Genomic DNA, 22,303 nt, shown 5'->3' with positions numbered 1-22,303 from the left:
GCGAGCATCGTCTGACAAGACAAACACCCGATTCATACGCCCGTTTGATTTGGGTGTCGACACCTTCACGGAAAAGCCAACGATTGTCAATTGTCCAAAACAAGGATGACAAAACGACTCGCCAGTCAGATTTAAAACCCGCGCAAGAGCAGACAAGGATAGACAGGGATTTACGGCAGGACAGCACACCGTAGTCGCTGACGAGGCACGAGGCTGCGATACGGGCCGCAGGACCGTCGCTGAGGGGGTCGCTTCGCAACCCATCGCAGCCTCGTGCCTCGTCAGCGACTACAAAATAGCGGTTTACGCCAGGGCTTTAAGCACTTGATCAATGGCTTGCAGGACTTGCGGCTCGCCTTTTTCGCCCCAGTACAAGGCAATCATCTGGGGCCCGGCTTCAACTTTGTACACGTTGGCCGGTAATTTGTTGAACTGGGTCAGCAAGCGCTCATCCGTGCAGACTTCACGCCACTGATTGACCCATATTCCCGGCGCTGATTGCCAATAGCACCAGACTTCAGGCTTAGTACCCCGACGCGGACGATGAAACTGCGCACACGAGCCCGGCGGCTCAGGTTCAAGCCAGTGCGGCCATTCCTGGCTCGCCAGTTGCATTGCCAACCCCATGCGCCGGGCTTCCATGCGCAATGCCATGCGACCACTCTGACGCCGCGAAGGTCGCAGCCAGGCCAAAGGGCTCAGAACCAGCACCAGGATTGACACCACGATCCATACCGTCATATTTCTACTCTCATCACTTTATAAACGAGTTGATCCCGATCCATAACACGCCTCAATAAACGGGCCATACTCATCATTAATCTCCCTTACAGGAACGCTTCACATGACCTCGCCGATGCCCTACAAACATATTTTAGTTGCCGTCGACCTGACCGAAGAATGCGACCCCGTAATCTATCGCGCCAGCGCCAGCGCTGAAGCGAACAATGCAAAACTGTCGCTCATCCATATCGTCGAGCCTATGGCGATGGCCTTTGGTGGTGACGTCCCCATGGACCTGTCACAGCTTCAGCAACAGCAGTTCGACCAGGCCAAAGCGCGTCTTGAGCGCCTGATCGACATCTACCCGCAACTGTCCAAAGACAACTGCCACCTCAAATACGGCCAGCCACGCCAGGAAATCCACGGCTTTGCCAAAGAGCACGGCTGCGAACTGATCGTCGTCGGCAGCCATGGCCGCCACGGTCTGGCGCTGTTGCTGGGCTCTACGGCCAACGACGTACTGCACGGCGCACCGTGCGACGTACTGGCCGTGAGCCTGAAAAAACCTGAGTAAGGCTCGCCTTGCGCCCAACAAAAAGCCCGGCCCCTGATTAAAGGGCCGGGCTTTTTGTTTCAACGCACCGTCACTCAGGCATCCAGCTCGGCCCAACGCTCGACCAATTGATCAAGCTCGGCTTGCAGCTTCTCCAGCTTGGCAATCACAGCAGCGGTTTCAGCGGCAGGACGCTGGTAAAAACCGGCTTCGGCCATTTCAGCCTCGACAGCCGCGATGGCCTGTTCTTTGGCATCGATGTCGCCCGGCAACGCTTCCAGCTCGCGCTGAAGCTTGTAGCTGAGCTTCTTTTTCGCCGCAGGTGCAGGCTGTGCAGCGGCCGGAGCCGGTGCTGCGGTGACCACCGCCGAATTCAAGTCAGCCTTGCCCGACTTGCTTTCGGTGACGCCCAGCAGACGCGGCGAACCGCCCTGACGCAGCCAGTCCTGATAACCGCCCACGTATTCACGCACCTTGCCTTCACCTTCGAAGACCAGGGTGCTGGTGACAACGTTGTCGAGGAATGCCCGGTCATGGCTGACCATCAGCACAGTGCCCTGGAAGGTCAACAACACTTCTTCGAGCAACTCGAGGGTTTCTACGTCCAGGTCGTTGGTCGGTTCGTCGAGTACCAGCAAGTTAGCCGGTTTGCTGAACAACTTGGCCAGCAACAGACGCGCACGCTCACCACCCGACAGCGCCTTGACCGGCGTGCGGGCACGCTGCGGACTGAACAGGAAGTCACCCAGATAGCTGAGGACGTGGCGGCTTTGACCATCGATGTCGATAAAATCGCGGCCTTCAGCCACGTTGTCGATCACGGTCTTTTCCAGGTCCAACTGGTGGCGCAATTGGTCGAAGTACGCCACGTCGATGCGCGTGCCCTCTTCCACTTTGCCGTCGGTGGGTTGCAGGCCGCCCAGCATCAGCTTGAGCAGCGTGGTCTTGCCGGTACCGTTAGCACCCAGCAGACCAATTCGATCGCCGCGCTGCAGGACCATCGAGAAGTCTTTGACCAGGAACGGGCCGCCCGGGTGAGCGAAGCTGACGTTTTCCAGCACCATCACTTGTTTGCCGGACTTTTCAGCAGTATCGAGCTGGATGTTGGCCTTGCCGGTGCGCTCACGACGCTCGCTGCGCTCTACACGCAAGGCTTTCAAGGCACGAACACGGCCTTCGTTACGGGTACGACGGGCCTTGATGCCCTGACGGATCCACACTTCTTCCTGAGCCAGACGCTTGTCGAACAGCGCGTTGGCGGTTTCTTCTGCGGCCAGGGTGGCTTCTTTGTGCACCAGGAAGCTGGCGTAGTCGCCGTTCCAGTCGATCAGGCCACCACGGTCCAGCTCCAGAATCCGGGTTGCCAGGTTCTGCAAGAAGGAACGGTCGTGGGTGATGAACAGCACAGCGCCCTGGAAGTCCTTCAAGGCCTCTTCCAGCCAGGCAATCGCGCCGATGTCCAAGTGGTTGGTCGGTTCGTCGAGCAGCAGCAAGTCCGGTTCGGAAACCAGTGCTTGCGCCAGCAGGACGCGACGACGCCAGCCACCCGACAACTCGGCGAGGGTTTTGTCAGCCGGCAACTGCAGGCGGCTCAGGGTGCTGTCGACCAATTGCTGCAAGCGCCAGCCATCACGGGCTTCAAGGTCTTGCTGGACGTGCATCAGTTTGTCCAGGTCGGCATCGGTGACGATGTTCTGGCTAAGGTGGTGGTACTGGGCCAGCAATTCGCCAACACCGTCCAGACCTTGAGCCACTACGTCGAACACTGTCCGTCCGTCGGCTACCGGCAACTCTTGCGGCAATTCGCCAATCTTGAGCCCGGGTGCGCGCCAGACAGAGCCGTCGTCAGGCTTTTGATCACCTTTAACCAGCTTCATCATGCTGGATTTGCCGGTGCCGTTGCGGCCGATGATGCACACCCGCTCTCCACGGGCGATCTGCCAGGACACCTTGTCCAACAACGGCGTAGAGCCGAAAGCAAGGGACACATCGCTGAATTTGAGCAGGGTCATGAGCTTCTCCAAAAACTGGGCGCGCATTCTACCTGATTTGAGCCCGCAGGCGGCCGGGTATTTCGTGTACGGGCGCGTCTACCGTTCATTTCTGAACAAGATGCACCGGTTAGCCGCCAAGGCTTTCACGGGTTGCCGGCAAAAGGCTAAGCTACGACACAGTCTGTGCAGCCGAGCGCTGCACGTGTCGTGTTTTCAATCTGTACGGAAGCCTCATGCGCAGTCGTCTTTTCAACTTTTTATCCTGCCTGCTGCTCTCTACCTGCGCCGTGCAATCCACGCTGGCTGCAGACCTGACCCAACAACGGCAACTGTACGATGACGCCAAGCGCGCCCTGGCCAAAGGTGACTCCGGCCCTTATTTTCAAAATGCCGCCGCCCTGCGCACGTACCCGCTGACCCCTTACCTGGCCTACGACGAGCTGACCGCACGCCTCAAATCTGCCAGTAACGCCGAAATCGAACAGTTTTTGGCCGAACATGGCGACCTGCCACAGTCCAACTGGATGAGGTTGCGCTGGTTACGCTGGCTGGCCGAGCGTGGCGACTGGGCAACCTTCGTCAAGTATTACGACCCCAAGCTCAATTTCACCGAGCTGGACTGCCTCAATGGCCAATACCAGATCAGCCACAACCTCAAGGCTGAAGGCTATGCCAGCGCCGAAAAACTGTGGCTGGTGGGCAAAGCCCAACCTACCGCCTGCGACGCCCTGTTCGGGCAATGGGCCGCCGAAGGCCAGTTGACCGAGCAAAAGCGCTGGCAGCGGGTCAAACTCGCCGCCGAGGCACGTAACTATGCGCTGGCCACCTCCTTGGCCAGCGGGCTGACCACACTGGGCCCGCAAGCCAAACTGATGATCGCCGTGGCCCAAAAGCCCGACATGCTCAGCCAGCCTTCGGTGTTCCTGCCAGCCAGCGAAGCCATGTCGGATGCAGTCGGTCTGGGCCTGCGCCGCCTCGCCCGCCAGGACCCGGAAAAAGCCGCGTCGCTGCTCGACACTTATGCCAATAACATGCACTTTTCCCGTGACGAAAAAGTGTCAATCGCCCGGGAAATCGGCCTGACGTTCGCCCGTCGTTACGACAGCCGCGGCCTGGCCATCATGACCCAGTACGACCCGGAGCTGCGTGACAACACCGTCACCGAATGGCGTCTGCGCCTGCTGTTGCGCCTGGCGCGCTGGGAAGACGCGTATCAGTTGACCAAAAAACTGCCGCAAGACCTCGCGACCACCAACCGCTGGCGCTACTGGCAAGCCCGCAGCCTGGAGTTGGCCGAGCCGAAAAACCCGCAAGCGTTGGTGCTGCTCAAGAATGTCGCCAAGGAACGTGATTTCTACGGCTTCCTGGCCGCCGATCGGGCGCAAACACCTTACAAGCTCAACAACAAGCCGCTGGTGCTCAGCCCGCAACTGGTCAACAAGGTACGCAACACACCGGGTATTCAGCGCGCCCTGGAGTTTCACGCCCGGGGCCAGGTGGTGGATGGTCGGCGTGAGTGGTACTACGTCAGCCGTCACTTCAACCGTGACGAGATGGTCGCCCAGGCCAAACTGGCTTACGACCTGAAGTGGTACTTCCCGGCCATTCGTACCATCAGTCAGGCGCAGTATTGGGACGATCTGGATATTCGCTTCCCGATGGCGCACCGCGACACCCTGGTACGCGAAGCTAAAGTCCGCGGCCTGCATTCAAGCTGGGTATTCGCCATTACCCGCCAGGAAAGCGCCTTTATGGACGACGCCCGTTCCGGCGTGGGCGCCAGCGGCTTGATGCAATTGATGCCCGCCACCGCCAAAGAGACTGCCCGCAAATTCAGCATCCCGCTGGCCTCGCCACAGCAAGTGCTGGACCCGGACAAGAACATCCAGTTGGGCGCCGCCTACTTGAGTCAGGTACACGGCCAGTTCAATGGCAACCGCGTGCTCGCTTCAGCGGCCTATAACGCAGGCCCGGGCCGGGTACGTCAGTGGTTGAAGGGCGCGAACCATTTGGGCTTTGACGTGTGGATCGAAAGCATCCCGTTCGACGAAACCCGCCAATACGTGCAGAACGTGTTGTCTTATTCGGTGATCTACGGGCAAAAGCTCAACGTGCCACAGCCGCTGGTGGACTGGCATGAACGGTATTTTGATGATCAATAACTGACGAACCCCCTGTAGGAGCGAGCTCGTCTCGCGATCTTTTTAAGGTCAAAAGATCGCGAGGCAAGCTCACCCCCTACAGTCATTCCAGAATAGTGACTGGCATGCCGACTTCCAGCACGCCTTCGCCGTCATTCACCAGGTTTTGCCCAAACATCGCACCACCTTCCTGCTTGCGGTAGTGGTTCAAGGTCGCGAACGGCTCACGATTGGCGTCCCGCTCGCCGGTCTGCGGGTCGATCGTGGTGAGGATGCAACGCGAGCACGGCTTGACCACTCGAAACTCAACATCGCCAATGCGGATGCGCTTCCAGCCGTCTTCAGCAAACGCTTCGCTACCTTCAATCACCAGGTTGGGGCGAAAGCGCAGCATCTCCAGCGACCGCCCTACTTTCTGCGAAAGGTCATCCAGCGAGGCCTGACCGATCAACAGCAAGGGGTAGCCATCGGCGAACGCCACTTTGTCATCATCCTGCCCGTAGCCCGACTCTGTCATGCGCGCGCGTTGCAGCGGCACATGCACCAGGCGCACCGGTTTGTCGATAAAGCCGCTTAGCCACTGCGCCGCTTCATCTCCGGCATCCGGCACGCGCAAGGTGTCGCGCCAAATGGTCACACCGCGCAAGTTATCGTCCGGGTTCGGCAACGCCACCTCCAGAGGTGCAAAGTCCTGGGCACTCAAGGTCAGGCCGCCCGCGCCACTCCACAGGGCCGACAGCTGGCTCATTTTTGGCTCTGTACGCTGCGTCAGGAATCGCCCGCTCGCTTCGTCCACCAACATCCAGCGTCGATCACCGACCAGTCCCAGCTTGTCCAGTCGGGCATGCGGCAGGCTTTCGCCTTTGCCGGATTTCAGTGGGAAGCGATACAGCGCACTCAGACGAAGCATGGGTCAGATCCCTGCAAGGTAAAAAAGCCACAGTATAGAAGCCTTCGGCCCTGCAAAGATCCCCCATTGGGACAGAATCAGGCAGGCACTTCGTCCAGCATCAGGCGCTGACGAACGACATCCACCAATTTGTCCGGCTGGAATTTGGAGAGGAAGTTGTCACACCCCACCTTCTTCACCATCGACTCGTTGAAGCTGCCGGACAATGACGTGTGAAGTACCACATACAAACTGCGCAGACGAGGATCGTTACGAATTTCAGTGGTTAAACGGTAACCATCCATTTCTGGCATTTCCGCGTCGGTGAACACCATCAGCAGCTTGTCAGTCATGACCTGCCCGGAATCGGCCCAGGCCTTGAGCATGTTGAAGGCTTTAAGGCCGTCGCTGGCGACATGCATTTTGATCCCCAACTGCGACAACGTTTCCCGCAACTGCGCCAGGGCCACGCTGGAATCATCGACCAGCAGCACTTCACGGCCCCGCGCCCGCTCCAGCACCGGGTCGGCCAGCTTGTCGGGGGAGACTTTGGCGTTGTACGGCACGATCTCGGCCAAGACCTTTTCCACGTCGATGATTTCCACCAGTTGCTCGTCAACCTTGCTGATGGCGGTCAAATAATGGTGACGCCCGGCGCTGGCGGGCGGCGGCAGGATGGCTTCCCAGTTCATGTTGACGATCCGGTCCACACTGCCCACCAGAAAGGCCTGAATCGAGCGGTTGTACTCGGTGACGATGATCGTGCTGTCGGGCCCCGGCACCACCGGGCGCATGCCGATGGCCTGGGAGAGGTCGATGACGGGCAGGGTCTTGCCGCGCAAGTTGATGACCCCGCACACATGCCGATGGCGATGGGGCATCAGGGTCAACTTGGGCAGCTGTAACACTTCTTGCACCTTGAACACGTTGATTGCGAACAACTGCCGCCCTGCAAGACGAAACATCAGAAGTTCCAGTCGGTTTTCACCGACCAACTGTGTGCGCTGGTCTACCGTGTCGAGAATGCCGGCCATAGATATTTCCTGGGCGTGTGTGCGAAAGGTCCTAGGCTATCGACACGACACGTCGATTCTTGACCCTTCCCTACCCTCACACCCTAAAAATAATGGCCAGATGACATCTGGCGCTTTTAGGAACTCAACAGCGGTGAGTTTTGCGGCAAATGTACGCGCAACGCGCCTTTGTGTGCGCTGAAGCGCAAGCTCTCGCCGGTTAGCGGCTCGCCATCGAGGTTAAGCGCCAGCCCTTGCGCGGCCTTGATCTCTACCCATGGCAGGCGCGCCCGGACAAACAGGTTATCCAGCCCCCAGCCACCCGCCATGAGGTTTTTTACCGTACCGACCACCTCTTGTGGCGCGGGCAAGATACTCACGTCCAGCAGGCCATCATCGGCCAATGCCTGCGGGCACAACTCGTGCCCACCGCCCGCTTGGCGGCCATTGCCAATGCCCAACGCCAACAATTGGCCTTGCCACTGAAAATCGGGGCCTTGCAGCTCGGCGTAGGCCGCCTGCAACTCACTGAAACGTGAAAGCCCGGTAAACAGATAGGCCGCGCCGCCGATGACTTTTTTCAAGTCTTCTGAGGTATTGGCGGTGACCTGGCTACCAAAGCCGCCCGTGGCCATGTTCAAAAAGTACTGCCCGCCGACTTCACCCAAATCTATCTGCCTGGCCGGTACGTCCAGCAGCCCCAAGGCCGGGCCGGGTTCCAGCGGCACCCCCGCTGCACGGGCAAAGTCATTGGCCGTGCCCAACGGCAACAGCACCAGGCTGGCGGAGGTCTGCGCCTGCGCCATCGCTTCGGCCACATCACGCAACGTGCCGTCACCGCCACCTGCAATCAACTGCTCGTAACCGGCCTCAAGCGCTTCGCCCACCAGACGCTGCGCGTCCCCGGCCTCCCACGTAAGGCGCACCGTCAGCTCGCGCCCACCTGCACGTTGCTGCTCGACAGCGGCCCGAACGTCTTCGTTCATGGCTTGCTTGCCGTGCAAAATCAAAAATGCCTTTCCTGCACTCATGCCGCATCTCCTGGTCAGTCCGTAGGGTTGGACAACAACCGATCAAGAAAGGCCCAACGCAAGCGGTTTATTTGCAAAAAAACCTTTCAGGGCCGTCAACGGGTCGATCAAACCGCCAGAACCCGTCAGACTTCGCCCCCCAACCGCAGCCCATTGCCTCTGGAGGCGTTCTGAATGAGCCCACTCATTCCCTGCATCATCGCCGGTGGCGCGGGCACCCGACTGTGGCCGGTGTCGCGTGAAGCCATGCCCAAGCCCTTTATGCGCCTGCCCGATGGCCAGAGCTTGCTGCAAAAGACCTTTCAACGCGCCACCGGCCTGCCGGACGTGCACCAATTGCTGACCGTGACCAACCGCGACGTGTATTTCCGTACGCTTGACGAGTATCGCCAGCACCCGGCGGACGACGTTGCGCTGGACTTCATCCTTGAGCCCTTCGGCCGCAACACCGCCCCCGCCATTGCCGCTGCCGCGCTGCACGTTGCCCAACGCTACGGCGCAGATGCGCACCTGCTGGTGCTGCCGGCCGATCACTTGATCAGCGACATCGCGGCCTTCCAGCAGGCCGTCGACAGTGCCCGGCAGTTGGCCGATCAAGGTTGGCTGGTGACGTTCGGCATTCAGCCGACCAGGGCCGAGACGGGGTTTGGCTACATCGAAAAAGGCGACGGGTGCGCCGTGGCGCGCTTTGTCGAAAAACCTGATGCCGCGACCGCTCAGCAGTACCTGGAGGGCGGCCTGCACCTGTGGAATAGCGGAATGTTCTGCATGCGCGTCGACAGCCTGCTGCAAGAGCTTGCGCAACATGCCCCGCAAATTCTTCAGGCCGTGAGCCTGTGCCTTGAGCACAGCCCGGTATTTGCAGGCCCGCAGCAATGTCAGCGCGAGCTCGACAGCCAGACCTTCGCCCAGGCGGCCGATATTTCCATCGACTACGCGCTGATGGAACACTCGAAAAAAGTCGCCGTTGTGCCCTGTCAACTGGGCTGGAGTGACATTGGCAGTTGGCAGGCAGTACGTGAATTGAGCCCCGCCGATGCCGATGGCAACCAGTGCACCGGGCAAACCGTGCTGCACGATGTACAGGGTTGTTATATCGACTCGCCTACGCGGCTGGTCGGCGGGGTGGGCCTCAAGGATTTGATCATCATCGACACCGCCGATGCGCTGCTGGTGGCCGATGCGACCCGCAGCCAGGACGTTAAATACATCGCCCAGGCGCTCAAGCAACAAGGCCACGATACGTATCGCCTGCACCGCAGCGTGACACGGCCCTGGGGCAGCTACACCGTGCTGGAAGAAGGCCCCGGGTTCAAACTCAAACGCATCGTGGTCAACCCGCAAGGCGCCTTGTCATTGCAGATGCACCGCCATCGCAGCGAACACTGGATCGTCGTCAGCGGCACCGCGCAGGTGACCAATGGCGACCAGCAGTTTGTGCTGGGCAGCAATGAGTCGACGTACATCAAAGCCGGCCGCGCGCACCGTCTGGTGAATCCAACCGACGTTGAGTTGGTGATGATCGAAGTGCAATGCGGGGACTACGTAGGGGAAGACGACATCGTGCGTTTCAATGACGTGTATGGGCGCACAGAAACGCCGTAAACGCGGAGCTGCCGCCCGATCTTTGACGCCGCGCTGAGGCGCGTAAAACAGGCCACTTCGGGATTCTTGGGTACATATCCATTGCTGCGGCAACGGCCACTTAGGGTTCCGGCCTTACGCCGTGAGCCCGCCGCGATCGGCCATCCCTGGCCGTGTCGCGGCTAACCCGGCGTCCTGCCGGGTTACCCACTGCGCAAAACCTGCGTTCGGCCAGCGTGGTTTAACGGGGCCTCTCAGATCAAAAGCCAGATCAAGATCAAAAGATCGCGAGGCAAGCTCGCTCCTACAGAGCCTTTAGAATCAATCACTTATTTTATGTTTGATAAGAGGGGCCACCACGTCTTCGACGCCGCGCTGTCGCGCAGCAAACAGGCCTCCGAGTATCTTCAGCATCCCCCAATCGGTTCCCTCTCCTTCGGGAGTGGGCTAGGGTGAGGGGCTCTTAGACCAAGATCAAAAGATCGCGAGCAAGCTCGCTCCTACAGGGCCTGTAGAATCAATCACTTATTTTATGTTTGATAGGAGGGGCCGCCCCGTCTTCGACGCCGCGCTGTCGCGCATCAAACAGAACACTGTAGTCGCTGACGAGGTACGAAGGCTGCGATCGGCTGCGTGCAGCCGTAAAACCATCCACTTCGGGATTCTTGGGTACATATCCATTGCTGCTGCAACGGCCACTTAGGGTTCCGCCCTTACGGCGCGTCACTTTGAAAGCGCAAAGTAACCAAACGCTTTTTGCCCCAACCCCTCGGTGCCTCGCTGAGGCTCAGCATGCCCTCACCACAGGCCTTGCTCCGTGGGCCCGCCGCGATCGGCCATCCCTGGCCGTGTCGCGGCTAACCCGGCGTCCTGCCGGGTTAGCCACTGCGCAACATCTGCGTTCGGCCAGCGTGGTTTAACGGGGGCTTAGATCAAGATCAAAAGCCAGATCAAGATCAACAGATCGCGAGGCAAGCTCGCTCCTACAGAGCCTTTAGGATCAATCAGTTATTTATGTTTGATAAAAGGGGCCGCCCCGTCTTCGACGCCGCGCTGTCGCGCAGTAAACAGGCCACCAAGTATCTTCAGCATCCCCCAATCGGTTCCCTCTCCTTCGGGAGAGGGCTAGGGTGAGGGGCTCTTAGACCAAGATCAAAAGATCGCGAGCAAGCTCGCTCCTACAGGGCCTTTAGAATCAATCACTTATTTTATTTTTGATAGGAGCTGCCGCAGGCTGCGGCAGCTCCAGGTTTGCGGGTTAGCCCAACACTTCGCTTAGCGGGATAAAGCCGATCCCGTCGCCTTCGGCCAGTGTGCTGCCTTCAAGCACTTCCACCAGCCCATCGGCCCAGGCAGCGCTGCGTAAAACGCCTGAGCTCTGATTTTTGTAAATGATTGCCCGGCCTTGATCCAGCCGGCCACGCAGGTACTCGCGGCGATTACCCGGCTTGGCCCAGACAAATCCGGCTGGCACTTGAAACTTCAACGGCGCAACGGCTTGCACGCCTTGACGGCGCAACAAGTAAGGCCGGGCCAGCAATGCAAAGGTCACCAAGGTCGAGGCCGGGTTACCTGGCAAGCCAATCACCGGCACACCGCGAAAATGCCCAAAGGTCAGGGGTTTTCCGGGTTTGATCGCCAGTTTCCACAGGGCCAGTTCGCCTTCTTCACGCAGGGCTATCCCGAGAAAGTCCGCCTCCCCCACCGAGACCCCACCCGTGGACAAGATCAGGTCAACCGCGCCCAGCTCCGCCAAACGTTTTCGGGTGGCAGGCAGTTCGTCAGGCAAGATCCCGGCGTCGACCACCTCACACCCCATGCGCTTTAACCAACTGCACAGCACCACGCGGTTGCTGTTGTAGATCTGCCCCGGCCCCAACGGCTGGCCCGGCTCGATCAGTTCGTCACCGGTCGACAGCACCGCCACTTTGACCCGGCGGATTACCTTGAGCGTGGCGCAGCCCAGAGACGCCGCCAAGCCCTGCTCGATCGGCCCCAGCCGGGTACCGGCAAGCAGTACGGTTTCGCCCACGGTGGTTTCCTGCCCTTGAGGACGAATGTTCTGCCCCACGGTCAGCGCCTCAGTGAACAACACCCGTTCATCGGCCTGGACCTGAGCGTTTTCCTGCATTTCGACGCAATCGGCGCCCTGTGGAACCGGCGCGCCGGTGAAGATCCGTGCGCAGGTGCCCGGCGTCAACGGCTCAGGCGCTTGCCCGGCAAAAATCCGCTGACTGACAGGCAGCGGTTCGCCCGACCAGTCAGCCAGGTTGAGTGCGTAACCGTCCATGGCACTGTTGGGCCACGGCGGCAAATCAAGGCTTGCCACCAGGTCATCGGCCAGAACCCGCCCGTCACTGTCGGCCAACAGCACTGACTCGCTGTCACGGATCGGCGCCGCTTCGGCCAGCGCCAGCAATTGCGCCAGTGCGACTTCAACGGGCATCAACTCGCCCGTACGCCCCGGCTTACCCACGGGTTTCACAGGCCGGTGCCTGCTTCAAGTGCGCGACAAAGTTGCAAGGCCGGTGACGGGCATCCAGTTGCTCGGCCAGAATGCCGTCCCAACCGGTACGCACCGCATTGGTCGAACCCGGCAGGCAGCACACCAGCGTGCCATTGGCCAAACCGGCCAAGGCGCGTGATTGCACGGTCGAAGTACCGATATCGGCCACGGATATCTGGCGGAACAATTCGCCAAAACCATCGACCTGCTTGTCCAGCAGGCAACTCACCGCCTCTGGCGTGCTATCACGCGCAGTAAAGCCGGTGCCGCCGGTGATCAACACCACTTGTACTTCATCATCGGCAATCCAGGTCGCCACCTGGGCGCGAATTTTATACAGGTCGTCCTTGAGCAATACCCGCGCCGCCAAATGGTGCCCGGCCTCGCTCAAACGATCGACAAAGACTTGCCCGGACGTGTCGGTTTCGAGGGTCCGGGTATCGCTGACGGTTAACACCGCAATGTTCAAAGGAACGAAAGGAGCATCAACTTTGGCTTTCATAGACGGGGTCCGGTTGTAGGAAAAACAGGTGGGTGTTATATCACGCCCTTATTCGCCAGACGGAGCGTAGCCCATTCATGCAGCCGTTTCAGAGTTCGATTTTGCTTCTGGCCGGGGGCCGGGGCCAGCGTATGGGTGGCCAGGACAAAGGCCTGGTTTTGTGGCGCGGGCAGCCGTTGATTGCTTATGTACAGCAAGCGGCGCGTGCGCTGACCGATGACTTGATCATTTCCTGCAATCGCAACCACGACCGCTACGCCGCCTATGCCGACCAGTTGGTGAGCGATGGCAATGATGACTTTGACGGGCCACTGGCGGGTATTCGGGCGGGCCTGGCGGCGGCTCGGCATTCACACCTGCTGGTGCTGCCGTGCGATGTGCCCAGGGTCAATGGCGAGCTGCTCGGCACGCTGCTTGCGGCCGCCGCCCGTGCGCCGGACACACCGCACATGGTGCGTCAGGGTGAACACTGGGAGCCGTTGTTTTGTGTGATCCCGACGGCATTGGCACCGGCATTCGAAGCAGCCTGGCACACGGGCGAACGCAGCCCGCGAAAAATCATGCTCCAGCTCAATGCACAGCCCGTACAATGCCCCGAAAATGATTCACGGTTAAGCAACTTCAACACTGCTGACTTACTGATATAAGCTAACGCGCTGTTCTTGTGGCTAACCACGGAACTTGAGAGCGATGTATACGTCTCAAGGACAGTGATTAATAACAGCACCCCTATTTGTTGGAGATAGACATGACTCATCGGACTCTGGCCGCTCTTATGCTCACTGCAGGCCTGGCCGCCCTTGCTGGTTGCTCCTCGCCAAGCGTGATCACACTCAATGATGGCCGTGAAATCCAGACAGTCGACGCCCCTAAGTACGACTCGTCGTCGGGCTTTTACCAGTTCAAACAATTGGACGGTAAAGAAACCCGCATCAACAAAGACCAGGTTCGTACCGTTAAAGAACTGTAAGCCTTCGGGTTTATGCGCTGAAAAACAAAACCCGCCAAGTGCGGGTTTTGTTTTTTGACGCATCTGTAAAAAACCTGGCTGTTGCTGAGACTGCGCGATCAGAAGCGATACGTTACCGAGCCACCAAAGCCGTTGGCGCTGTTTTCATACTTGGCGTCATAAGTCAGGCCCAGCGCGGGCTGGCTGTCATGAACCTTGATCGGCTGTTCCTTGAGGTAGGAATAGGCAACGTCGAAAGTCAGGTTATCCACGGGTGTCCAACCGGCACCCACGCTGAATACTGTCCGATCTCCCGTAGGAATCCGTACCGAACGATCGGTGTTGTTGGTGGGGGTCTGGTCCAGCGTTAAACCGGTGCGCAACACCAACTGCTTATTGACCCGATACGCCGCGCCGATGGCATGCGACCACGTGTCATGCCAGTTCTGCACCTCGGTGATGGAGGCCAGCTCGCTACTTCCGTCGGACACGCCGGAGTTGTTGACGGTGATTTTCTTCAACTGGCTCCAGCGGGTGTAGGTACTGCCCGCATAAAGGGTCCAGTCATCGTTGAGTTGATGAGTGACCGAGAAGTCCACCGACGACGGCGTGGTGATGTTCAGCTTGGCGCCGTAACGCTGCGGCCCTCCGTCCACCAGATCAGAGAGCAGGCCCGAGGCGTTGGTGTGGCCGCTCAGGTGGTAAACCACCTGCGAGTGATAGGTCACACCGAAGCGGGTGCTGTCCAGCGCCTGTACCAACAGCCCGGCGTTAAAACCGATGGCGTTGTCGTCGCCCTTGATCTTGACGGTTTCATTGCCCAGGCCAAACGCCGGCACTTTGGAGTCCAGCTCGCCAGTGAGACGGTTGAACGTCGGCCCGAAACCTACCGAGACTTTATCGTTAAAGGCATAGCTGACCGTCGGCTGGGTAGTGATGACTTGCACTTTGCTTTTGCTGCCAAAGCCGTTGCCCTGGAAGCTGCTCTCATAGTCAGTCACCAGGCCGAACGGGGCATAAACGCCCAGACCAAAGGCCCAATGCTCGTCAATCGGAGTGACCAGGTAGCCAAACGGCACACCAATGCCGGGTACCATGTCGCCTTTGTTGGTGCCCGGGTTATCAGCGCCAAACTGCGTAGAGCTGGCGTCCTTGATGGTGGATTTGGCATCAAGGTAGGTGGCGCCAACGCTGACTTCGTTTTGCTTGAGGCGGGACATCCCGGCAGGGTTGCCATACACGGTACTGGCATCGTCGGCAGAAGAGGAGCGCCCGGCAAAACCGGTTCCCATCCCGCTGACACTTTGTTCGTTAAGGGAGAAACCACCGGCGAGCAGTTGAGTCGAGGCAACAGCAACAGAGAGCGCCAAAGCGCTTTTGAGCATTTTTTTATTCATTATTAGAACTCGAATGAGTGGGCAGCGCTGAGGAAGCTACCAATCTTCGAGGAGGCAGTTTATGAAGAGTTTTTCATGTTTATTTTTGTCCGACAATCCGGGCATTTTCAGCGACTTTGGCTAGTTTTTCGGCTCTCATAAAGACCCTTGAGCCCCAATCTGACTGCCCGGTTTTGTCTGGTTTTTCGCGATGTTCAATTACCAGTCGAGGCGGATACGGCTCTCGAAAAAACGCTCTTCGCCGGTCAGCGGGTCGGTAAAACGCAAGCCCTGCGCCAGCAGCTTCAGGGGCTTGGCGTAGTCATCCACAGCGTCCTTGATGACCTCGGGATAAAACGGATCGTTGCAGATCCCTGCCCCCAGCGCTGCCATGTGCACGCGCAACTGGTGTTTTTTACCCGTAACCGGGTACAGCGCATAACGCCACAGATCGCCGTTTTTCTCGCACACTTCGACACGGGTTTCGGTATTACTGGCGCCCGGCCCTTCTTGCATGCGGAAGAACGGTTCGCCCTCCACAAGACGGCTTTTGTGCACGCGCGGCAATTCCAGATCTGGCAAGGCCCGGGCAATGGCTTCGTAGCGTTTTTCAATGTTTCGCGTAGGGAATAACGACTGATACGCCGAGCGGCTGGTCGGGTTCGCAGAGAACAGCACCAACCCCGCCGTGTGCCGGTCGATCCGGTGCAGCGGCACCAGATTGGGGTTGTCCAGCGTGCGGATCAAACGGCGTAGCAAGGTTTGCTCGACGTACTCGCCCGCCGGGGTCACGGGCAGAAAGTGCGGTTTGTCTGCCACCACCAAATGCTCATCGGCATACAAAATGGTTTCTTGCACCGGAATCGGCGTTTCGTTAGGTACTTCGCGAAAATAATGAATGCGCAGGCCTTCTTTGTACGCCAACTGCGGGCTGATCGGCACGCCGTAGGCGTCCAGGACCCGGCCACGGGCGATTCGATCCAGCCATTGCTCACGGCTGATGGCCCGAAAGTGCTCGCACAAACAGTCGAGTACCGTCGGCCATTGACCCGGTGGCAAGTACAAGGTGCTGGCTTGATGCTCGGCGGCGTTGAAAAGCTGGGTCGACATAAAAAACTCTGGGCAAGAAAAGCAGCCCGCGATTATCGCGCACAGTGCGCCACAAGCTACAGCAGAAAGTGGGCTACCTGCTCAGTGTCAAACGGCCAGTCCAGCTCAGCGCCGGTGTCGATCCGACGCAACACGGGGATGCGCAAGCCGTAGGCCTCAGCCAATTCTTCACGGTCGGCAATATCAACCAGCTCAACCAGCAAGCCGTCTTCATACACCAACGGCATCAAGACGCCTTCAGCCACTTCGCACAGATGGCAACCCAAGGTGCCGAGCAACTGACATTCGGGAAGCATGATCATTAACCTGTGTAGGGTGGGCATATAGTTTAGGAGCCTTGCCCGGGCACGTCGACCCGCCTGTCGGCAGCGCTTGTGCAGCAACGCTGATCAGAGCAATCGCTTTACACCGCTGCTTACGACTACGCTACGTACTGGCGTGCTCTTGTGGCCCATACAGAGTGCTCAGCTAGAAAAATGAGTGAAGGAAGCGCTTAGTGTTTGCCAATTTGTTAATCATCCTCGCCTCTTCATTGGTGGTCATTGCCCTGTTTCGACGCCTGAAACTGCCGCCGGTGCTGGGTTATTTGTGCGTCGGCCTGTTCATCGGCCCAACGGCGCTGAACTGGGTCAATAACAGCCCGGACCTGCCGGACCTCGCCGAGTTGGGGGTGGTGTTTTTGCTGTTCTCGCTGGGGCTGGAGTTCTCACTGCCCAAAATGCTCAAGCTGCGCCGCGTAGTTTTTGGCCTCGGCAGCCTGCAAGTCATCTGCACCGCCGTGGTCCTGGGCGGCTTGCTGCTTGCCTTTGGCATGTCAGCCAGCAGCGCCTTTTTGCTGGGCGCAGGCCTGGCCCTGTCTTCCACGGCCATCGTCAGCAAAGAGCTGACCAGCCTGGGGGAAATTTTCAGCCCCCACGGCCAGAACGCAATTGGCGTATTGCTGTTCCAGGACGTGGTGGCCGTATTGCTGCTGACGCTGGTACCGGTGTTTGCCGGCAGCAGCGATCAAGCTTGGTATTGGGCGCTGCCGATCACCTTGGGCAAGACCATCATTCTGTTTGTCGGCCTGCTCATCACCAGCCGCTTCGTACTGCCGCGCCTGTTTCACGAGGTGGCGGCCTCACGTTCTGCCGAACTGTTTGTGTTGCTGGCCCTGGTGATCGTGCTGGTCACGGCCTGGTTGACCCACCTGCTGGGGTTGTCCCCGGCGCTCGGCGCGTTCCTGGCGGGCATGTTGCTGGGTGAAAGCCATTACCGGCACCAGATCGAGGCCGACATCCGGCCTTTTCGCGACATTCTGCTGGGGCTGTTTTTCGTCAGCATCGGCATGCTCATCGACCTGCAATTGTTCCTGCACCACGGCTTTTTGATTGTCGGCCTCACCTTGGCGCTGATGCTCATCAAAGGCGCAGTTGTGGCGACGCTGGTCAAGCTGCGCGGCAGCGACGGCGAGACCGCCTGGCGCAGCGGCCTGGCATTGGCCCAAGGCGGTGAGTTCTGCTTCGCGCTGATGGCACAAATGCAGCTCAATGCGCTGATCCCGTCGCAATACGCCCCTTACTTGTTGGCCGCGACGTTCTGCTCCATGTTGCTCACGCCCCTGCTGCTGCGCGCCGCTCCTCGCATCGCCGCCAGCTTGCACCACACCTCGAACGAAGAAGCCGAGCTGGAAAAAATCACCGAGCAAAGTGCCGAGCTGCAGGGGCATGTGGTGATCTGCGGCTTTGGCCGGGTCGGCCAGTCCATCGGGCGCTTCCTGCACCGTGAAAATCAGGACTTTATCGCCCTTGACTACGACCCGGACCAGATCCAGAAGGCCAACAAAACCGAAAGCACTGTGCATTACGGCGACGCCCGCCGTGGCGATTTGTTGCGGGCGGTGGGCCTTGATCGTGCCCGCTTGCTGGTGATTGCCGTGGACAACACCGAAATCGCCATGAGCGTGCTGAAAGAGGCCCGTCTCATCACCATTGCAGTGCCGATTCTGGTCAGAACCCGCGACGACAGTCGGCTTACCGAGCTCAAGGCCGCCGGCGCCACCGAAGTGGTGCCCGAATTGCTCGAGTCCAGCTTGATGCTGGCATCACACGCCCTGATATTGCTGGGGCTGCCTGAAAGAACCGTACGCCACCGCGTCGATGAAGTGCGGCATAACCGCTATCACTTGTTGGAAGGTTGTTTTGAGAGCAGCGAGCCACTGGACACGCCGGGTTTTCCCCGCGACGACGAATGATTTAAGGTAAGGTTTGCTTCCGCTCGGGGTTAAGCCGTCTAGTCTGAGTGTTCCAGGGCACCAGCAGGTCAGCGCATTGATCTGATGTGAAGAAAAGTAGTGAACCTTCAGCGAATGCCTACACTCGAACCATCAAGAAGCCACACACGGAGTTAATCATGGCCCGCATAACAGCAAAGAATGCTCAAGAAATCCTCAAAGCCGATCTCCAGACTCTGGTCAACGACGCAGAACGCCTGCTGGAACACAGCGCTGCGCTGGCAGGTGATCAGGCCGATGAGCTGCGCGACAAGATCAAGCTGAGCCTGGACAAGGCGCGTGCCTCGCTGGAAGACACCAAAGAGTCCTTGCACGAGCGCGGTGAAGCCGCGGTGACGGCTGCCGAAGACTATGTACAGAGCAACCCGTGGCAATCGGTCGGCATTGCTGCCGGGGTCGGCTTTTTGATTGGCCTGCTGGCCACCCGGCGCTGATATGACAAACGAAGAATCCGGCTCCCCTCGTTCCTCACCGCGGCGCCTGGGTGCCGCGTTTCTGGGTCTGCTGCACAGCCACGTCGAGTTGCTGGGCATCGAGCTGCAAGAACAGAAGGCACGGACCGTCAGCCTGTTGCTGTTCGCCGGGCTGGCACTGGTGTTCGGGTTGTTATTGCTGCTCGGCCTGTCGGCGCTGGTGCTGATCGTGCTATGGGACAGTTATCGACTGCCCGGCATTATCGGGCTCTGCGTCTTTTACACCCTGGCAGCGGCGTTCTGTGGTTTGCGCCTTAAAGCGGCCGTGTTTGATGAGTCCTCTCCTTTCAACGCCACGCTCGAAGAGCTGGCCAAAGACCGGGAGCGTTTGTTGCCATGAGCCTGCCTGAAATGCCGCCAAACGCTTCGCGCCGTGACATGCGCAAAATGCTGATTCGTCTGCGCATGGAAATGCACCGCCAAGAGATTCGTCATGAATCGCAACAATTGCTGGAGCCGTTGAACAAAATGCGCGGTGTCACCAGCAACTGGAAAGAACACCTGGGTATCAAGCACGCCCCGCTGTGGGGTGTGGCGGTGGTGACTCTGCTGGGCTTTTTGACCGGCAAAGGCACTAAAAGCAAAGGCTCCGGTGGCGTGTCCCGTTTAATCGGGCTGACCACCGGGCTGTTGCCGCTGATCAAACTGGTGATTCAGGGTTCTTCGCGCAAGCCCTGACGCACAGCTCGCGATCTTTTGATTTTCATGATCAAAAGATCGCGGGCATGCTTGCTGCCTAACTTATGCGCCAAGCCTTGCACCAACCCGCCTGAAGCGAGAAGCTGCGTCATCAGTCATTTGATGGAGCGCTGCGCCTTGGATTGGCAAACCCTGCTTAACCGCGAACGTCTCGGAAAACCTCATTACAGCGCCGAAGAGCTCGGGCGCAGTCCCTTTCACAAGGATCACGACCGGATTATTTTTTCCGGCGCCTTTCGCAGGCTTGGGCGCAAAACCCAAGTGCACCCGGTCAGCAGCAACGACCATATTCACACCCGCCTTACCCATTCGCTGGAGGTCAGTTGCGTCGGCCGCTCGCTGGGCATGCGCGTGGGCGAAACCATTCGCAGCGCCCTGCCCGAATGGTGCGACCCCGCCGACCTGGGCATGGTGGTGCAATCGGCCTGCCTGGCTCACGACATCGGCAACCCGCCCTTCGGCCACTCTGGTGAAGATGCCATCCGCCATTGGTTCCAGCAGGCTGCGGCCAAGGGCTGGCTGGACGACATGAGTGAGGCCGAGCGCAATGACTTCTTGAACTTCGAAGGCAACGCCCAAGGGTTCAGGGTGCTGACACAGCTTGAATACCACCAGTTCGACGGTGGTACACGGCTAACCCATGCCACCCTCGGTACGTTCCTCAAGTACCCGTGGACCGCCCGGCATGCCGACTCTCTGGGGTACAAAAAGCACAAGTTCGGTTGCTATCAAAGCGAGCTGCATTTGCTCGAAGGGATTGCCCACAAGTTGGGCCTGCCGCAAATCGAAGAACAACGTTGGGCGCGCCATCCGCTGGTGTACCTGATGGAGGCTGCTGACGACATCTGCTACGCCTTGATTGACCTTGAAGACGGCTTGGAGATGGACCTGCTGCAATACGCCGAGGTCGAGTCCCTGCTATTGAATCTGGTGGGCGATGATTTGCCCGAGACCTATCGCCAGCTCGGCCCTCAAGACTCTGAACGCCGCAAGCTGGCCATTTTGCGCGGCAAGGCCATTGAGCACCTGACCAACGCCGCCGCTCGCGCCTTTGTCGAACAGCAGGACGCCTTGCTGGCGGGCACGCTACCCGGCGATCTGGTGGAGCACATGCACGGCACGGCCAAGCGCTGCGTGCTCGACGCCAAGAACATGGCGCGTAAAAAGATCTTCCAGGACAAGCGCAAAACCCTGCATGAAATCGGCGCTTACACCACGCTGGAAATCTTGTTAAATGCTTTTTGTGGGGCGGCACTGGAACAACACGGGCACAAAACCTTATCGTTCAAAAACCGCCGCATCCTCGATTTGCTCGGTCACAACGCCCCGGACCCAAGCTGGTCCTTGCATCGCTCGTTTATGCGCATTATCGACTTTATTGCCGGCATGACTGACAGCTATGCCACCGAAATGGCCAAGGAGATGACCGGCCGATCCAGCCCTGTCTGAGTGGGGCATTACCTTGTGGTCGTTGCTGAAGGAACGACCACAAGGTAATGAACACATAAGTTGTAACCGTTTTTATTTTTTAAACACTCTGCAGTTCAATACCCAGAAAAAATGACGTTATCGAGCATTTAAATCCGGGCAAAAAATTCACCATACAAAAACAGAAGCATATGTAGGAATAATCCTAATCTTAATAAGATTCTATAAACACACTAACGACAAAACAGCCATCAAACGATTCAGCACGATATTAAACCGCCGTCACCCCCCGAACAACTCGTGAGTTCACGCCTTATTTAATGTAGGAATATTCCCATACTACGTTTGTAGGCTGATCGCTTCGTGTCTACATCCATATATCTGAGCTAAGGTGCGCGCTTTCTATTCAGCTCTTTATGGGAATTCAATATGAACACGATTTTTATTGTCGACGATCATCCAGTTATCCGCTTGGCCATTCGCATGTTGTTAGAACATGAAGGTTATGAAATAGTCGGTGAAACCGACAATGGCGTAGATGCTATGCAAATGATTCGCGAATGTGTCCCTGACCTGATCATTCTCGATATCAGCATCCCAAAACTCGACGGACTGGAAGTACTGGCGCGCTTTAACGCCATGAACTCAACCCTCAAAACCCTTGTCTTGACGGCCCAGTCACCGGCGTTGTTTGCCATGCGCTGCATGCAGTCGGGGGCAGCAGGATATGTGTGTAAACAAGAAGAACTCAGTGAACTTGTCAGTGCAATTAAGGCTGTATTCTCTGGCTACAATTACTTTCCCAGCCAAGCATTGACTCCTGAAAATATTGAAGGGCACAACTCTTCGGAGCTTGAGCTGTTCAAATTAGTCAACGACCGGGAACTGATGGTTCTCAAGCTCTTCGCCCAAGGCAAAACAAACAAGGAAATCGCCACCGGCATGTTTCTTAGCAATAAAACCGTGAGCACTTATAAAAAACGGCTCATGCAAAAACTTAAAGCCAATTCTTTGGTCGACCTCATCGAATTGGCTAAACGCAACGCCCTAGTGTGAGAAA

21 protein-coding genes are annotated in these 22,303 nt (G+C 58.3%); 11 read left to right on the top strand and 10 right to left on the bottom strand.

Going from position 1 to position 22,303, the window contains the following annotated elements; translation table 11 throughout:
• Positions 1 to 303: 303 nt before the first annotated feature.
• Positions 304 to 741: a hypothetical protein gene (locus GHO25_RS08985; RefSeq protein WP_048368715.1), complete on the bottom strand. Its 438-nt coding sequence runs from the start codon at positions 739 to 741 to the stop codon at positions 304 to 306.
• A gap of 115 nt (positions 742 to 856) precedes the next feature.
• On the opposite strand from GHO25_RS08985, the gene GHO25_RS08980 reads away from it, so the two are divergent.
• Positions 857 to 1,297: a universal stress protein gene (locus GHO25_RS08980; RefSeq protein WP_048368809.1), complete on the top strand. Its 441-nt coding sequence runs from the start codon at positions 857 to 859 to the stop codon at positions 1,295 to 1,297.
• A gap of 74 nt (positions 1,298 to 1,371) precedes the next feature.
• Here the strand turns inward: GHO25_RS08980 and GHO25_RS08975 are convergent, their stop codons facing one another.
• Positions 1,372 to 3,288 (bottom strand): ATP-binding cassette domain-containing protein, encoded by a 1,917-nt coding sequence (locus tag GHO25_RS08975; RefSeq protein ID WP_048368810.1) that lies wholly within the window; start codon positions 3,286 to 3,288, stop codon positions 1,372 to 1,374.
• Between the two features lie 215 nt (positions 3,289 to 3,503).
• Here GHO25_RS08975 and GHO25_RS08970 point away from each other — a divergent pair, with 215 nt between their 5' ends.
• Positions 3,504 to 5,432: a transglycosylase SLT domain-containing protein gene (locus tag GHO25_RS08970; protein WP_123750240.1), complete on the top strand. Its 1,929-nt coding sequence runs from the start codon at positions 3,504 to 3,506 to the stop codon at positions 5,430 to 5,432.
• Positions 5,433 to 5,514: 82 nt separating this feature from the next.
• On the opposite strand, the gene GHO25_RS08965 is transcribed toward GHO25_RS08970, so the two are convergent.
• The 3 genes from GHO25_RS08965 to yegS all read right to left on the bottom strand — a co-directional run bounded on the left by GHO25_RS08965 (position 5,515) and on the right by yegS (position 8,344).
• Positions 5,515 to 6,321 carry an MOSC domain-containing protein gene (locus tag GHO25_RS08965; RefSeq protein ID WP_153329635.1) on the bottom strand — a complete coding sequence of 269 codons (807 nt, stop codon included), beginning with the start codon at positions 6,319 to 6,321 and terminating at the stop codon, positions 5,515 to 5,517.
• A gap of 77 nt (positions 6,322 to 6,398) precedes the next feature.
• Positions 6,399 to 7,334 carry a chemotaxis protein CheV gene (locus GHO25_RS08960; protein ID WP_153355682.1) on the bottom strand — a complete coding sequence of 312 codons (936 nt, stop codon included), beginning with the start codon at positions 7,332 to 7,334 and terminating at the stop codon, positions 6,399 to 6,401.
• A gap of 116 nt (positions 7,335 to 7,450) precedes the next feature.
• Positions 7,451 to 8,344 carry a lipid kinase YegS gene (gene yegS, locus GHO25_RS08955; RefSeq protein ID WP_153331002.1) on the bottom strand — a complete coding sequence of 298 codons (894 nt, stop codon included), beginning with the start codon at positions 8,342 to 8,344 and terminating at the stop codon, positions 7,451 to 7,453.
• A 174-nt stretch (positions 8,345 to 8,518) separates the two neighbouring features.
• Here yegS and GHO25_RS08950 point away from each other — a divergent pair, with 174 nt between their 5' ends.
• Positions 8,519 to 9,949, top strand: a complete 1,431-nt coding sequence (locus GHO25_RS08950; protein WP_153390616.1) for a mannose-1-phosphate guanylyltransferase/mannose-6-phosphate isomerase — start codon at positions 8,519 to 8,521, stop codon at positions 9,947 to 9,949.
• Between the two features lie 1,237 nt (positions 9,950 to 11,186).
• Here GHO25_RS08950 and glp read toward each other — a convergent pair.
• Both glp and moaB read right to left on the bottom strand, forming a co-directional pair.
• Positions 11,187 to 12,413: a gephyrin-like molybdotransferase Glp gene (gene glp, locus GHO25_RS08945; protein ID WP_178110036.1), complete on the bottom strand. Its 1,227-nt coding sequence runs from the start codon at positions 12,411 to 12,413 to the stop codon at positions 11,187 to 11,189.
• Positions 12,397 to 12,936 (bottom strand): molybdenum cofactor biosynthesis protein B, encoded by a 540-nt coding sequence (gene moaB, locus GHO25_RS08940; RefSeq protein ID WP_048368722.1) that lies wholly within the window; start codon positions 12,934 to 12,936, stop codon positions 12,397 to 12,399. The genes glp and moaB overlap by 17 nt, the downstream gene beginning before the upstream one ends.
• Before the next feature lie 77 nt (positions 12,937 to 13,013).
• Here moaB and mobA point away from each other — a divergent pair, with 77 nt between their 5' ends.
• A complete protein-coding gene (gene mobA, locus GHO25_RS08935; protein WP_153390615.1) occupies positions 13,014 to 13,583 on the top strand; it encodes a molybdenum cofactor guanylyltransferase MobA in 570 nt (189 codons plus the stop codon).
• A 101-nt stretch (positions 13,584 to 13,684) separates the two neighbouring features.
• Complete coding sequence (locus GHO25_RS08930) at positions 13,685 to 13,906, top strand: YgdI/YgdR family lipoprotein (protein WP_048368724.1); 222 nt, start codon at positions 13,685 to 13,687, stop codon at positions 13,904 to 13,906.
• 98 nt (positions 13,907 to 14,004) lie between these two features.
• Here GHO25_RS08930 and GHO25_RS08925 read toward each other — a convergent pair whose 3' ends face one another.
• From GHO25_RS08925 to GHO25_RS08915, 3 genes are all read right to left on the bottom strand, one after another.
• On the bottom strand, positions 14,005 to 15,282 hold the full coding sequence (locus tag GHO25_RS08925; protein WP_153330801.1) for an OmpP1/FadL family transporter: 1,278 nt from the start codon (positions 15,280 to 15,282) through the stop codon (positions 14,005 to 14,007).
• A 198-nt stretch (positions 15,283 to 15,480) separates the two neighbouring features.
• Positions 15,481 to 16,371, bottom strand: a complete 891-nt coding sequence (locus GHO25_RS08920) for a pseudouridine synthase (RefSeq protein ID WP_048368726.1) — start codon at positions 16,369 to 16,371, stop codon at positions 15,481 to 15,483.
• Positions 16,372 to 16,427: 56 nt separating this feature from the next.
• Positions 16,428 to 16,667 carry a glutaredoxin family protein gene (locus GHO25_RS08915; protein WP_048368811.1) on the bottom strand — a complete coding sequence of 80 codons (240 nt, stop codon included), beginning with the start codon at positions 16,665 to 16,667 and terminating at the stop codon, positions 16,428 to 16,430.
• 200 nt (positions 16,668 to 16,867) lie between these two features.
• On the opposite strand from GHO25_RS08915, the gene GHO25_RS08910 reads away from it, so the two are divergent.
• The 6 genes from GHO25_RS08910 (at position 16,868) to GHO25_RS08885 (ending at position 22,299) form a co-directional block, all read left to right on the top strand.
• Positions 16,868 to 18,604 (top strand): monovalent cation:proton antiporter-2 (CPA2) family protein, encoded by a 1,737-nt coding sequence (locus GHO25_RS08910; protein ID WP_048368727.1) that lies wholly within the window; start codon positions 16,868 to 16,870, stop codon positions 18,602 to 18,604.
• A gap of 158 nt (positions 18,605 to 18,762) precedes the next feature.
• Entirely contained in the window at positions 18,763 to 19,077 is a 315-nt protein-coding gene (locus GHO25_RS08905) for a YqjD family protein (protein ID WP_048368728.1), read from the top strand.
• Position 19,078: 1 nt separating this feature from the next.
• On the top strand, positions 19,079 to 19,456 hold the full coding sequence (locus GHO25_RS08900) for a phage holin family protein (RefSeq protein ID WP_048368729.1): 378 nt from the start codon (positions 19,079 to 19,081) through the stop codon (positions 19,454 to 19,456).
• The gene (locus GHO25_RS08895) at positions 19,453 to 19,794 is read left to right on the top strand and encodes a hypothetical protein (RefSeq protein ID WP_048368730.1); all 342 of its coding nucleotides are present in this window, start codon (positions 19,453 to 19,455) and stop codon (positions 19,792 to 19,794) included. The genes GHO25_RS08900 and GHO25_RS08895 overlap by 4 nt, the downstream gene beginning before the upstream one ends.
• 138 nt (positions 19,795 to 19,932) lie before the next feature.
• Positions 19,933 to 21,264 carry a deoxyguanosinetriphosphate triphosphohydrolase gene (locus GHO25_RS08890; RefSeq protein ID WP_048389334.1) on the top strand — a complete coding sequence of 444 codons (1,332 nt, stop codon included), beginning with the start codon at positions 19,933 to 19,935 and terminating at the stop codon, positions 21,262 to 21,264.
• 408 nt (positions 21,265 to 21,672) lie between these two features.
• Complete coding sequence (locus GHO25_RS08885) at positions 21,673 to 22,299, top strand: response regulator transcription factor (protein WP_048368731.1); 627 nt, start codon at positions 21,673 to 21,675, stop codon at positions 22,297 to 22,299.
• The last annotated feature ends 4 nt before the right edge of the window (positions 22,300 to 22,303 follow it).

Origin of the sequence: Pseudomonas sp. FSL R10-1350 (assembly GCF_009600525.1) — a bacterium.
In the GTDB taxonomy this organism is placed as follows: Bacteria; Pseudomonadota; Gammaproteobacteria; order Pseudomonadales; family Pseudomonadaceae; genus Aquipseudomonas; species Aquipseudomonas helleri.
Note: the sequence above shows the minus strand (reverse complement) of the source record. Positions and strands in the feature narration are given on the sequence as shown.